Genomic DNA, 14,170 nt, shown 5'->3' with positions numbered 1-14,170 from the left:
CACGTACACGGGCGGGGCCGGCCGTCAGGGACCCACGCGCGGGTGGCGGGCGGTCAGCCGGTGGCGGCCGCCAGGATCGCCTCCGCGACGCGGGGCACCGACTCCGGGTGCAGGAACAGGAAGAGGTTCGGCTCGACCAGTTCCAGTTCCATCACCAGCGGCTCCCCGTCGTCCCCCGTCACGAGGTCGACGCGGGCGTACAGCAGCTCGGGCGCTTCGGGGACGGCGGCCAGTGCCCGCTCCGCCACGGCGAGCTCGGCCGGGGTCGGGGTCCACGGCTCCAGCCCGGGGTGGGCGACCTTGTCCTCGTCGAAGGCGGTGCCGGGGGCCAGGACGGCCCGCTTGCGGCTGGCGTGCAGCAGCCGCCCGCCGAAGAACTGGAGGGCCCGCTCTCCCCCGGTGTCTATGGACCGCACGTACGGCTGCACCATCGCCGTCAGCCCCTCCTCGTGCAGCCGGGCGAGGTGCCGTACGGCGGTGTCGTGCCGGTCGGGGGTGTACCGGGCGGCGTAGCGGGCGCCCGCCCCCGAGGTGGGCTTGATCACGTACTCGTGGTCGACCGGGAGGTCGGGACCGCCCTCCCCGCCCACCGTTTCCCCGACGTCCTCGGCGTCCTCGGGCGCCAGGTAGCGGGTGGGGACGACGGGCACCCCGGCCGCCGCGAGGTCGCCGAGGTAGCGCTTGTCGGCGTTCCAGCGCACGACGCCGACCGGGTTCGCCAGCCGTGTCGCCTTGGCGCAGCGCTCCGCCCACGCCGTGAACTCGGCCGCCCGCCAGCTGTAGTCCCAGGTCGAGCGGATGACGGCGAGGTCGTAGGAGGCCCAGTCGGCGTCCTCGTCGTCCCAGTGCACGGCCTCCGCCTCGGCCCCGGCGTCCGCCAGGGCCCGCAGCAGGACGGGAAGGTCGCTGTCCCTGCTGGGCTCCGGGCGGGGGTCGTAGGTGGCGAGGGCGATGCGGGGCACGGCGGACTCCTTCGGGTGCGGGAGGTGTCCGGGCAGGCTAACCGCCGGCCGCGCGACCGCGGCAACCCGTTCGACCTTCCCCTCCGGCGAAGCCCCCGAGCCGCTCGCCCCGGAGCCGGACCGGACCGCCGCGTCCGGACCCGCTCGCCCCGGAGCCGGACCGGACCGCCGCGTCCGGACCCGCTCGCCCCGGAGCCGGGGTGGAGGCGGCGTAGATCACACCGGACTCCGGCGGCACCGGATGACACCCGCTCCGGGGTATGGACGATCCTGACGGCAGCGACGTCGGCCCTCCGGCGTCGGCCGCCCCGGCGCCGGTCCCCGGCGTCCGTCTTCCCGAAGGAGCACCGCGTGTCCTCTCTCTTCCCGGCCGTGACGGAGCAGCCGTCCGGCCAGGTCGCCCTGCGCTTCGGCGCCCGATCCCTGACGTACGCGGAGCTCGCGGCGGCGGCCGGCGCCGTCGGCGGGCGTCTGGCGGGCGCGCGCCGGGTCGCCGTGTGGGCGACGCCGTCCCTGGAGACCGCCGTCGCCGTCGTGGGCGTGCTGCTCGCCGGGGCCGCGGCCGTGCCGCTGAACCCGAAGTCCGGGGAGCGGGAGCTCGGGCACATCCTCGGCGACAGCGCGCCGGCCCTGGTGCTGGCCGCCCCCGGCGACGAACTGCCCGACGCGCTCAAGGGGTTCGAGCGGGTCGACGTCGACGTCGACGTGTCGGCCGGCGGGGCGGACGGTGGGACGGACGGTGGAGCGCGCCCCGGCTTCGGTGACGCCGACGCCGACGCCGGTGACCCCGCCCTGGTCGTCTACACCTCCGGCACCACCGGCCCGCCCAAGGGCGCGGTCATCCCGCGCCGGGCGATCGCCGCCACCCTGGACGCCCTCGCCGACGCCTGGCGCTGGACCGGGGACGACGTGCTGGTGCACGGGCTGCCGCTGTTCCATGTGCACGGGCTGGTGCTGGGCGTCCTGGGTCCGCTGCGGCGCGGCGGCTCCGTACGGCACCTGGGGCGGTTCGGGACCGAGGGCGTGACGCGGGAGCTGAACGACGGCGCGACCATGCTCTTCGGGGTGCCCACGATGTACCACCGCATCGCCGAGGCGCTCCCCGGCGACCCCGCGCTGGCCGGGGCGCTCGGCCGGGCCCGGCTGCTGGTCTCCGGTTCCGCCGCGCTGCCGGTGCACGACCACGAACGGATCACGGCGGCGACCGGGCAGCGGGTGATCGAGCGGTACGGCATGACCGAGACGCTCATGAACACCAGCGTGCGGGCGGACGGGGAACCCCGCGCGGGGACGGTGGGCGTGCCCCTGCCGGGTGTGGAGCTGCGGCTGGTGGAGGACGACGGGGCGCCGATCGCCGCGTACGACGGGGAGACCGTGGGCGAGATCCAGGTGCGGGGGCCGAACCTGTTCACCGAGTACCTCAACCGGCCCGACGCGACCGCGGCCGCCTTCACCGCCGACGGCTGGTTCCGGACCGGCGACATGGCCGTGCGCGAGCCCGACGGGTACGTCCGGATCGTGGGGCGCAAGGCCACGGACCTGATCAAGAGCGGCGGCTACAAGATCGGCGCCGGGGAGATCGAGAACGCGCTGCTGGAACACCCCGGGGTGCGCGAGGCCGCCGTCACCGGGGAGCCGGACGCGGATCTCGGGGAGCGGATCGTGGCCTGGGTGGTGCCGGTGGACCCCCAGGCGCCGCCGGGCGCCGACGAACTGGCCGGCCATGTCGCCCGCCGGCTCGCCCCGCACAAGCGGCCCCGGGTGGTGCGGTACCTCGACGCGCTGCCCCGCAACGACATGGGGAAGATCATGAAGCGGGCGCTGGCCTCATGAGCGGGGTCCCGCGCCCCGGCGCGCGGGAGGCCGTCGCCCTGGTCTCCGACTCGTTCACCGAGATCCCCCACGGCGAGCGGGAGCCGGCGCCCGACGGCCCCCTCGCCTGGCCGGGCTACGACGACTCCCGGGCCCGGGCCGCCGGGCGCACCGGTGAGTCGGAGTCCGTGATCTGCGGTACGGCGCGCGTCGGGGGAACCCCGGCCGTGCTGATCGCGTTCGAGTTCGGCTTCCTCGGCGGCTCGCTCGGCGAGCGCACCGGGGACCGGCTGGAGGCGGCCTACGCGTACGCCCGGGAACACCGGCTCCCGGTCGTCCCGCTGATCGCCACCGGTGGCAGCCGGATGCAGGAGGGCATGCTCGCCCTCACCCAGCTCCAGCGTGTGGCCCGGCAGTCGGCGCTCACCCGGGAGGCCGGTCTGCCCCAGGTCGCGGTGGTGCGGGACCCGACGACCGGCGGCGGCTGGGCCACCCTGGGCGCCGGTGCCGACGTGGTCCTCGCGCTGCCGGGCGCCCAGGTCGGCTTCGCGGGCTCGCGGGTGCGGCCCCCGGACGCCGACCCGGCGGCCTACACGGCGGAGGCGCAGGTCGCGGCGGGCTCGGCGGACGCGGTCGTGGCGCCGGAACGGCTGCGGGAGACGCTGGGGCGGTGGCTGCGGCTGCTGACCCGGCCGTCGGACGAGCCGGCGCCGGTGCCGCCGCCGCTCGGGGCGAGGGACCTGCCGGCGTCCGGAGGGGACGCCGTCCGCCGCGCCCGTTCACCCCGGCGCCCGCGCGCCGCGCACTACCTGGACGCCTACTTCACCCACCGCGTCGAGATCTCCGGCGACCGCTGCGGCGGCACCGACCCGGACGGCGTGCTCTGCGGCTTCGGCGAGCACGCGGGCCGTACGGTGGCGTACGCCGCCCAGACCGGAGCCGCGACCCGGCCCGCCGGGTACCGCACCGCCACCCGGCTGATCCGGCTCGCGGACCGGCTCGGCATCCCGGTGCTCACCCTGGTGGACACCCCGGGCGCCGCCAACGACGCCGAGGCGGAACGCCAGGGGGCGGGCCCGGCGATCGCCGGGCTGTTCGACGCCGTCGCCACCGCGCGCACGCCGGTCACCACCCTCCTGGTCGGCGAGGGCGGTTCGGGCGGGGCGCTGGCGCTCGCCGCGCCCGGACGCACCTGGGCCACGCCGGACAGCTACTTCTCGGTCATCGCCCCGGAGGCGGCCGCCGCGATCCTCAAACGGCCCCCGGAGGAGGCCGAGGCGACGGCCGACCGGCTCCGCATCCGCCCGCAGGACCTGGCGGAACTGGGCGTGATCCGGACGGACGGCCCGTGAAGTGGCCGGATTCCATCGCCCGCGACGGCACGGAGGCCCGGGAACAGGACAACCTCACGTACCGTCCGTAACAATGTCGGTGCGCAGAGCCGCAGAGCCGCAGAGTATGTGGAGCCGCAGGGTTGTGGAGTTGTGGAGCCGCAGAGTTGTGGAGTTGTGGAGCCGGAGGGCCTGAGGGTCTGAAGGCCTGAGGGCCGGAAAGCCGACGCGGTGGCGCGACACGAGGGACGACAGCGGACGACGGACGACAGCGGAACGACGGACGACAGCGGAACGACGGGTACGACGGCACGACGGGGGCGACGTGGCAGGGTTGGTGGAGTTCGAGACGGACGACGGTGCCGTGGTCACCGTGGAGTACGCCGAGGAGCCGCGGCCCGGGTCGCGGCTGGTGGCCCGGGGCGACGGCGCGGTCCGGGCGGCCCGGACCTTCGAGGGGTCCCTGGAGGGTGTCCGGGCGGCCGCGGAGTCCGCGCTGCGGGTCTTCCGGGACGGCACGCTGCGGCCCGACGGCGTGGAGATCGAGTTCGGGGTGAAGCTGGCGGCCGAGACGGGCGCGGTCATCGCCCGGGGCACGGCGGAGGGGCACCTCGTGGTGAGGCTGACCTGGTCGCCGTCGGCCACCCCGCAGGAGCCCGCCGCCCAGGTACCCGCCCCCGCCCGGCCGGAGCCGACCGCCGCCTCATGAAGAGCGCCGAGTGGCACGCCCGGATCGAATGCGCCGGCCAGGTCGTCGGGGCCGGCTTCCTGGTGACCCCGCGCACGGTGCTGACCTGCGCGCACGTCGTACACGGCGGCCCGGCGGACGCGTTGACGGTGACCTTCACCGAGCGCCCCGGCTCCGCCCCCGTCCCGGCGCGGGTCGTCGCCGACGGCGGCTGGGCCGGCTCCCCCACCGACCCCGGCGACCTCGCCGTACTGGAACTGGCGCGGGAGGTCCCCATCGAGCCGGCCGCGCTGGCGCCCGTCGACGCGGCGCACGCCCGGCAGCCGCGCAAGCTCGTCGTGTACGGGTTCCCGTACGGCTACGACGAGGGCACCCTCGCCGAGTACCGCATCACCGCACCGCAACTGCTGAGCCGGGAGTGGCTCCAGCTGGAGGCATGGGCGCCCGGCGGGCAGCCGCTCGCCCCCGGGTTCAGCGGTGCCGCGGTCACCCTCGTCGACACCGGTGAGGTCATCGGCATGGTCACCGCGGACTCCGGGGTGGAGGGGGTGCGCACCGGGCGGATGATGCCCACCGAGGTCATGGCCCGCCACTGGCCCGGCCTCACGGGTCTCGTCCCGACCTCCGACCACCGCACCGCCGACCGCGCCCGGCTGCGCGACCTGGTCGAGCGGGCGGTGCGCGCGGGGCTGGACTGCGACCCCGTACGGCTCTACCGGGCCGCCGCCGGCCCGTTCGACCCGGAGCCGCCCGAGGAAGGCTTCGACTCGCTGCGCTCGGCCGCCCTGTTCGTGCTGTGCGAGATCGACGGCGAGGACGCGGCCGGCACCGTCGCCCGCTTCACGGAGCACGTCGAGGCGGCCTTCCGGGCGCCCGCAGCACCCGCCGAGACGCCCGCCGCCCCCGAGTGGTCGCCCATCCTCGTCGACCTCCGGCACAGCGGCGCGGGCGACGGGCAGGTCCTCGTCGAGGTGTCCGCGTACAGCGGGGGCCGGCGGCACCCGGTCGGCTCCGACACCGTTCCGCGGGCCCGGCTGTCCACGTACGTCCAGGACCGCATCGACGCCGCCTTCCGCCATCTGACGCCGGGCTCGGACGAGTTGATCGCCTTCGCCCTGCCCCGGGACTGGATCGACCTGCCCGTCGACCGGTGGGCGAGCGCGCCCGACGACGACACCCCGCTCGGCTGCGTGTACCCGCTCGTCGTCACCGACCAGGCGCGCCGCAGGGCCGGCGCCCGCCACCAGCTGACCCGCGTCTGGAACCGGCTCGACGCGCTGCCCGGCGCACGGGTGCACCGCGTCGAGTGCGGCGGCGCCGAGGAGCCGGCCCGGCTGCGGGTGCGGCTGCGCAAGCCCGACGCCTGTCTGGCCGGGTTCGCCGCCGCCCCGGCCGCGGCCCGCACCCGCGCCCACTTCGACACCTCCCTCACCGCTCCCGCCCCGGTGGTGGTGTGGTCCCGGGGCGGCTGCGACGGCGGCCCGGACGAGCCGTGCGCGGGCGGCGACGGGTGCGCGGGCAAGACGTTCCTCGACGAGCTCGACGCGGTCGTGTCCGGCGTCCCGCCCGCCGAACTGCCCCGCCGCGTCCTGGCCCTGCGGGAGGAGGCGGACGCCGAGGAGGGGCACTGGGCGCGGGACATCCAGCTGCTGTGGGACGACCCGCGCGTCTTCACCGACCCGCACGGCGACACCCCCGACCACGCCCGGTCGCCCGTGGCCTGACCTGCCCCGCCCCGCTCTGCCCGGCCGCCCACTCGGCAGGGATCCGCCGCCGGCCGCACCCGCCCCCCACGTCCGCCACCCGATACCGCCCGCCGCCCCCACGTCCACCGTCCTTCCGCCGTCCCCCGCCCCCCTCCACCAGCCCGCCCTTCCGCCCCCGCCCGAGCCCGAGTTCGTCGCACGGAGAGATCCCCCCATGCCGCACTGGTCCGTCTACACCGGGAACAGCCAGCCGCACGACGGCATCGACCGGCTGCCCGCCCCGCCGCCCTGGCGGGCCTTCGACGGCGAGCCCGTCCTGCGCCCGCCCCGGGACGGCGACGACGAGGCGGCCGTCTCCCCCGACCGTCTGCACCGCGCCCGCACCTACGTGGCGGCCCCGGAGAGCGTCCAGCTGGTCAACGCGGCACTCGTCCTGCGCCGCCCGCTGCTGGTCACCGGCCCGCCCGGCACCGGCAAGTCCTCCCTGGCCTACGCGGTCGCGCGCGAGCTGCGGCTCGGGCCGGTCCTGCGCTGGAACATCACCAGCCGCTCCACACTGGCCGACGGGCTCTACCAGTACGACCCGCTGTCCCGGCTGTACGCGGCCCGCCAGGCGGTGTGGCGGGCGGCCGGTGACGGCACCCCCGGCACCGGTGTTCCGGGCGCTGACGGATCCGGGACAGGCGGACCCGGTACCGGCGGCGGGCCCGGTACCGGCGGCGGGCCCAGCACCGCCGGACCCGGTACCGGCGGGCCCGGTACCGGGGTTGCCGGACCCGGTGTCCGCGGCGGCGGTCCGCCCGGCGGTGTCGAGGACCACCTGCGTCTCGGTCCGCTCGGCACGGCCCTGCTCCCGTACGAGCGTCCCCGCGTCCTGCTCGTCGACGAGATCGACAAGAGCGACCTCGACCTGCCCAACGACCTGCTGAACGTCCTGGAGGAGGGCCAGTACGAGATCCCCGAACTGATGCGCGCCGCCCGCCACTCGGCCGACGGCGCCACCGCCGAGGTCCTCGCCGACGGCACGGACGCGCCGGTGACCGTGGCGCGCGGCCGGGTCCGCTGCCGTGCCTTCCCCTTCGTGGTCATGACCAGCAACGGCGAGCGCGAGTTCCCGCCCGCCTTCCTGCGCCGCTGCGTCCGCCTGAAGCTGCGCCGCCCCGACCGCGAGCAGCTCACCGAGATCGTCCGCGCCCACCTCGACACCCCGCCCGGCGCGGCGGACCACCTGATCGACCGCTTCCTCACCCGCGCCGCCGCCGGCGAACTCGCCACCGACCAGCTCCTGAACGCCCTGTACCTCACGGGCGTCGCCGGTCTGGACGCGGAGTCCCGCGACGCGCTCGCGGACGAGCTGATGCCGTATCTGAGCGCCACGGCGGACGGCGATGGCTTCTGACGGGGCGTCCGGGGACGGCGGTACGGCGGTCGGCAGGCTGGCCGCGCTCCTGACCGCCGCCGGGAGGACCCCGCCCACCCCGCTGGAGCTGGCGGAAGTGCTGTGGCTGGCCGCGCGGCTGGAGGACGGGCGGCAGCAGGACGCGGCGGACGAGCCCCCGGCGGCGCCCGCCGCCGACGCGGACCGGCCGCCCGGCTCCCCCGCACCGCCCACCGGCCGGACGCACCGGGGCGAGGGCGCCGCCGCCGTCCCGCCCGCGCCGCTCCCGCCCACCGACCGCGTCCCCCTGCACCTGCCCGCACCCGTACCCGCGCCCCAGGCACCGCCACCGTCACCGCCCCCATCCCCGTCGCCGTCTCCGTCGCCGTCTCCCTCGAACGAGGAGGGCCGCGGCGGAGGTTCACCCCTGCTGGCCCCCGCGCCGCCGATGCTGCCCCGCCCGCTCGCCCTCCAGCGCGCCGTGCGCCCGCTGAAGCGGACCGTGCCGTCGGCGCGCGCCCGGCTCCTGGACGAGCGGGCCACGGCCGACCGCATCGCACGGCTCGGCGCGTACCCGGACGTCTGGCTGCCGGTGCTGCGTCCGGCGCGCGACCGCTGGCTGCGCCTCAGCCTCGTGCACGACACCGGACCCACCATGCCGGTCTGGCGTCCCCTCGTCCGCGAACTGCACGCCGTCCTCGCCCAGTCCGGCGTCTTCCGCACGGTGACCCTGCACCCGGCGGGACCCGACGGCCGTGCCCCGCACGTCCCCGACCCGGCCGACGGCCGGACCGTCACTCTGGTCGTCAGCGACTGCATGGGCCCGCAGTGGCGGCCCGGCCCGGCCGGCGACCGCTGGTACGGCACCCTGCGCCGCTGGGCGGCCCGGATGCCACTGGCCGTCGTCCAGCCGCTGCCGGAACACCTGTGGCCGGCCACGGCGCTGCCGGCCCTGCCGGGCGTGCTGGCGTCCCCGTCCGCCGCGGCCCCGGCCACCGCCCTCGCCTTCACCCCGTACGACGAGGACGCCCCGCGCCCGGACCCGGCCGCCGTCCCGCTGCCCGTCCTGGAACCGGGCGCCCCCTGGCTCGCCCACTGGGCGGCCCTGCTGGCCGCGCCGGGCGGGGCACGCGCCCCGGGGGCGGCGGCCTGGCTGGGCCGGCGGCCCGGCGCCCCCGCGCCGGACGGCACGGGCGCCGGCCCCGCCGGCCCCGCCGGCCTCCCGGCCCGGGACCTGGTCCTGCGCTTCCGCGCCACCGCCTCCCCGGAGGCCTTCCGCCTCGCCGGTCACCTGGCGCTGGCCGAGCCGTCCGTGCCGGTGATGCGTCTCGTCCAGCGCGCCGTGGACCGCGATCCCCGCCCGCAGCACCTCGCCGAGGTGATCCTGAGCGGCATGCTGACCGCCGTCCCCGGCCCGCCCGGCACGTACGCCTTCCGCCCCGGCGTCCGCGACCTGCTGCTGCGGACCCTGCCCCGGACGGCGCGCGGACGCACCCGGGAACTGCTGGAGCGGGTCGGCGCGCTGATCGACGACCGGGCGGGCCTGGCGGCCGGAGAGTTCCGCGCGGCGCCGGACGACGGCAGCGGCGACAGCCATGGCGACGGCAATGGCCATGGCGACGGCGGCCATGACGATCACGGCGGTGACGGCGACGGCCACGGCCGGGGGAACGGCCGGGCGTTCGCGACGGTCAGCGAGGAGACGGTACGGCGGCTGGGCGGGGACGCGCCGCGGGCCGCCCGGCAGGCCGACGAGGAGGACGGGGAGGACGGGGAGGAGGGCGGCGGCACGCTCCTCGCCGGCCGCTACCGCCTGCTGGAGCGACGGGGGCCGGGACGGCGGCTGTGGCGGGCCGTGGACGAGCGGACCGGGGATCAGGTGGCCGTCCACGTGTACCCGGAGCAGCGGGCCCCGCAGGAGCGGTTCCTGCGGGAGGCGCGGGCTCTGTCCGAGATCGACGATCCGCACGTCGTGCGGGTCCGGGACTTCGGGGCGGCGGGGGAAACGCCGTACCTGGTCGCGGAGTTCGAGGACGGCGTGACCCTGAACGAGCTGGTCGAGGGCAGCGGTCCGGGCGTCTCCGGCCGGGTCTTCGCCCGGCTGATGCGCGACGGCACCGCGGGGCTGAGCGCCCTGCACCGACGGGGCCTGGTCCGCGGACAGGAGGGCCGGGAGGGCCTGTTGCTGCGGCCGGACGGCACGGTCGTGCTGGTCCGGTTCGCCCTGGGCGAGGAGTCCCGGGAGTGGAACGCGACGTCGGACGCGGAAGTCTTCCACCGGCTGCTCCGGCGGTTGGCGCCCCTCGTCCCGACCCTCGCGCGGTTCACGTCACTGCTCGCCCCTTCCGCGAAGGGCGCGCTGCCGTCCTCGGCCGAGGTCCTCGCCCGGGCGGGGGACGCCGACTCCCTGGACGTCCGGATGCTCGGCCCGCTGCGTGTCGGCGGCCCCCGGGACGCCCTCGCCCCGCCGTCCCCCGAGGCCCAGGCCCTGCTGTGCATGCTCGTCCTGCGCTCCGGGCGCCGCATGACCTACGACGAGTTGGCCGCGGGGGTGTGGGACCAGCCGCCCGCCGCCCCCGAGGCCGTCCGCCGGGTCGACGCCCTCGCCGCGGAACTGCGCCTCCTCCTGGGTCCCGGCACCCTCGCCACCACGTCCGACGGCTGGGCCCTGCACGCGGCCGGCGCCCGCGTCGACGTCTTCGCCTGCGAGGACGTCCTGGCCGACCGCTCGCCCGACGACGACCCGGGCGAGCGCCGCGCCGCGCTCGAGCAGGCGCTCGGCCGCTTCCGCGGGGACCCTCTCGACGGCGTCCCCGGTCCCGCCGCCCGCCGGACCCGCTCCCGGCTGCGTGCGCTGCGGACCGCCCTGCGCACCGCGCTGGCCGAACTCGACCTGCGTCTGGGGGCGTTCGACAGCGCCGAGAGCGCGCTCGAAGCCCTCCTCCGGGAGGACCCGCACAACGACGAGGTGCACCGCCTGCGCGATCGGGCCCGCGACGCCCGCCGCGACACGGCGCCCCGCCCCCGCCCCACACTCCTCTTCGCCGCGGACACCGGCCTGGGCTCCCGGCCCGAGGCGCGGATCTCCCTGGAGTACGCGGTGCACCAGGTCCTCGCCCGGGGCGACCTCACCCCCCAGCAGTACGAGGTGCGGGTGCTCCCCGACGGCTACCGCGTCCACATCGACCCGGACGCCTACCTGCTGCCCGTCCTCGCCGCCGTACTGCGCTGGCTGCCCGGCCCCCTCGCCGACCTGGCGAACGCGCCGCGCCTGCGGGTGACGTTCCGGGACGGCGGCCCGCCGGACGACGACACCGTCCCGCTCCCCGAGAGCCCCGCCGGGAGCACCGCCGGGAGCACCGCCGGGAGCACCGCCGGAGGTCCCGCCGGGAGCACCGCCGGGGGTCCCGCAGGGAGTCCCGCCGGGAGCAGCGCCCCCGTCCAGGTCCTCGTCCCGCCCGCCCTGTACGAGGCGTTCGCGGACAGCTCCGCCGCCTCCGGGCCGCACCGGTTCCGCCCGCTGTTCGGCGGCACGCCCGACGAGCCGCCGGTCGCCTGGTACTGCACACTGCCGGCGCACCGCGCCGACGACGAGGAACGCGACCTGGTACGCGGGCCGTTCATCACCCCGGACCTGGGCCAGCTCGGCATACCCGCACCGGGCCGCACCGCCGTCGTCCACACCCGGCCCGACGGCCCGCTCACCCTGCTCGACCCCGCCCGGCCGCACGGCGCGTCCCCGCCCCGGCCGACGACGTACTACGAGGTCGACCTCACCCCGCAGCGCGCCACCCGGCAGGTGTCCCTGCCGAGTTCCGGCAAGGGCGACTTCACGGGCGGCGTCGAGCTGTCCTGGTGGGTCACGGACCCGGTGGCGTTCGTGCACGGACAGACCGCGCGCGTGGCGGACCGGCTGCTGGCCCACCTGCTGGAGACCGCGCCCCGCATCACCCGCCGCCACTCCCTGCGCCGGTCGGTCGGCGCGCAGCGCGCGGTCAACGCCCAGGTGGGCGGGTGGCCGGTGCCGGGGCTGGCGGTGCGGTGCGAGATCCGGCTGGGGCCGGAGTGGGCGCCGCCGCCCGAGCCGTCGCGTGCGGCCCCGGCGGCACGCCCCTCCGGCGAGACCCACGGGAGGCCCACGCCGGCCGCCCTGCTCGCCGGGGCCGGCACCGTCCTGCTCGGCTTCGACGGCCCCCTCGTCCGCCTGTTCACCGCGACGACCGCGCGCCGGGCCGCGCACGAGCTGCTGGCGCTCGCCGCCGACCACCGCTCCTCGCGGGACGCGCCGACGGGCCGTGCGCCGGCGGTGGCGGCGGGCCGGGAGTCGATCGTGCATCCGCTGGACGTACTGCGCGTCTTCGCCCGCGACCCGCTCGGCCCGTCCCTGCGCGGCCGCCTGGACACGCTGGAACTGGGCGCCGTACCGGTCGCGCCGGTCACCCACCGGGCGGTGGCCCTGGTGAACGCGCTGCACGGGGCCGGGCGGCGGGTGGCCGTGGTGACGGACGTGTGCGAGCGGGCCGTCCACCGGGCCGTGGAGTCGTACCGGCTGCCGCTGGCCGGCGTCCACGGCCGCGGCCCGGACCTGACCCGCCTCACACCGGACCCGGACTGTCTGCTGCGAGCCCTGCGTTCCGTGGACGCCCCGGCCGCCACGGGTGTCCTGATCACCTCGTCGGTGGCGGAGCTGACCGCCGCCCAGCAGATCGGCCTGCGGACCATCGGCCTCGCCCGGAACACGACCGCCGAGCAGGAGCTGCGGGAGGCCGGGTGCGAGGTGGCGGTGCGGTCGCTGGCACCGGTGCTGGAGGCGGCGCGGTCCCTGTGACGCCTGCCGCCGCCGCGCAGGTGCCGGTGCCGGTGCCGGTGCCGGTCAAGGTGCAGGTGCCGGTATGTACGGTCCCGTGTGGGCGCGTACGGTCCGGTGCCGGGGCGTACGGTTGGGTGCCGGTCCCCTCGGCGTCCGTCCGTCCTCCGGCGCCTCACCACCCGCACCCCCCTTAGCACCTCGCCGCCCGCTCCCCCTCCCTCCGCACGGGACACCCCGCGCGGACCCCCCGTTCGGCGGCGCCCCGCCCGGCCCCCTCCAGCGGGCGCCCGCCCTCCCGGCCCCGCACGATGCGTAGGAGGCCACCGCCCGGCGGCCCACTCACCACGGCCCGCCGGCCCGGCGGGCGCCACGGCCTGCGCTCTCGGGAGGATCTGCCATGACCGCCAGTCTGGAGCAGTTGCGCCGCTGCCACTTCGCCGTCGATCTGGGGGCGGCGCGGACGCGGGTGTACGTGAAGGGGGCCGGGCTCGTCGTCGACCAGCCGTCCGCCGCCGCCGTGAACACCCGGACCGGCGCGCTGATCGCTGTGGGCGAGTTCGCCGAGCGGATGACGGGCCGCACCCCGCACTACATCCGCGTCGTCCGCCCGGTCTCCGGCGGCACGGTCGTCGACATCGAGATGGCGCAGCGCATGCTGCGGCACCTGCTCGGCGACAAGATCCGCCGCCAGCTGCGCCGCAAGCCGTTCCTGCGCGCCGCCGCCTGCACCCCGCACGACGCCGACCCGCTGGCGCAGCGCGCGGCGATCGAGACCCTGGTCGGGCTGGGCGCCCGGCGGGTGGAGCTGGTCGACACGCTCATCGCGGCGGCCGTCGGCTGCGGGCTGCCCGTCGAACGGCCCGAAGCCACCATGATCATGGTGTGCGGGGCGGCCGCCACCCAGGTCGCCGTCCTCTCCCTCGGGTCGATCGTGACCGCCGAGCGCGTGCCCGTCGGCGGCGAGGCGGTCGACCACGCGATCGTCCAGCACCTGCGCCACGAGCACGAGCTGATGCTGCCCAGCCAGTCGGTACGGCCCCTCCAGCTCGCCCTGTCCGGCAACGGCCTCACCCCGCACGGCCCCGCCTCCACGGAGATCCACGGCCGGGACGTCGCCACCGGCCTCGCCCGTTCCGTCCAGGTCGACACCGCGGCCGTCCGGGACGCGATCGAGACGCCGCTGACCGCGGTGCTCGACGGCATCGGACGGGTGCTGCGGGAGTGCCCGCCCGACCTGGTGGCCGATCTCGCCGACCGCGGCATCATGATGGTCGGCGGGTCCGCGCTGCTGCCCGGGTTCGACCAGATGCTGCGGCAGGCCACCGGCATGCCGGTGCACATCGCCGAGCGGCCCGACATCTGCGCCGCGCAGGGCCTGGGCGCGATGCTGGAGGGCCGGATCAAGCCGCTGGCCCTTGACCCGAGCACCGCCTGAGCGACCGCCGGACCGTCACGACCGGTCGTGCGTGCCGGTGGACCACAG

8 protein-coding genes are annotated in these 14,170 nt (G+C 77.3%); 7 read left to right on the top strand and 1 reads right to left on the bottom strand.

Annotated features, from left to right (window positions below; translation table 11 throughout):
* Nucleotides 1-53: 53 nt before the first annotated feature.
* A complete protein-coding gene (locus ACZ3KJ_RS02935; protein ID WP_467524078.1) occupies nt 54-962 on the bottom strand; it encodes an ATP-grasp domain-containing protein in 909 nt (302 codons plus the stop codon).
* A gap of 351 nt (nt 963-1,313) precedes the next feature.
* On the opposite strand from ACZ3KJ_RS02935, the gene ACZ3KJ_RS02930 reads away from it, so the two are divergent.
* From ACZ3KJ_RS02930 to ACZ3KJ_RS02900, 7 genes are all read left to right on the top strand, one after another.
* Nucleotides 1,314-2,795: an acyl-CoA synthetase gene (locus ACZ3KJ_RS02930; protein ID WP_467524077.1), complete on the top strand. Its 1,482-nt coding sequence runs from the start codon at nt 1,314-1,316 to the stop codon at nt 2,793-2,795.
* Nucleotides 2,792-4,126, top strand: coding sequence for a carboxyl transferase domain-containing protein (locus ACZ3KJ_RS02925; protein WP_467524075.1), 1,335 nt, complete (start codon nt 2,792-2,794; stop codon nt 4,124-4,126). Before ACZ3KJ_RS02930 ends, ACZ3KJ_RS02925 begins: the two co-directional genes overlap by 4 nt.
* A gap of 304 nt (nt 4,127-4,430) precedes the next feature.
* Nucleotides 4,431-4,814, top strand: coding sequence for a CU044_2847 family protein (locus tag ACZ3KJ_RS02920; protein ID WP_467524073.1), 384 nt, complete (start codon nt 4,431-4,433; stop codon nt 4,812-4,814).
* Nucleotides 4,811-6,517: a VMAP-C domain-containing protein gene (locus ACZ3KJ_RS02915; protein ID WP_467524072.1), complete on the top strand. Its 1,707-nt coding sequence runs from the start codon at nt 4,811-4,813 to the stop codon at nt 6,515-6,517. Before ACZ3KJ_RS02920 ends, ACZ3KJ_RS02915 begins: the two co-directional genes overlap by 4 nt.
* Before the next feature lie 196 nt (nt 6,518-6,713).
* Nucleotides 6,714-7,898 (top strand): AAA family ATPase, encoded by a 1,185-nt coding sequence (locus ACZ3KJ_RS02910; protein WP_467524071.1) that lies wholly within the window; start codon nt 6,714-6,716, stop codon nt 7,896-7,898.
* Nucleotides 7,888-12,705 (top strand): SAV_2336 N-terminal domain-related protein, encoded by a 4,818-nt coding sequence (locus tag ACZ3KJ_RS02905; RefSeq protein WP_467524069.1) that lies wholly within the window; start codon nt 7,888-7,890, stop codon nt 12,703-12,705. Before ACZ3KJ_RS02910 ends, ACZ3KJ_RS02905 begins: the two co-directional genes overlap by 11 nt.
* Before the next feature lie 379 nt (nt 12,706-13,084).
* The gene (locus ACZ3KJ_RS02900) at nt 13,085-14,122 is read left to right on the top strand and encodes a rod shape-determining protein (RefSeq protein WP_467524067.1); all 1,038 of its coding nucleotides are present in this window, start codon (nt 13,085-13,087) and stop codon (nt 14,120-14,122) included.
* Nucleotides 14,123-14,170 lie beyond the last annotated feature (48 nt).

The organism is Streptomyces sp. NPDC003248 (assembly GCF_055563235.1).
The sequence above is the reverse complement of the archived record's forward strand: the minus strand, read 5'-3'. Positions and strand labels throughout refer to the sequence as shown.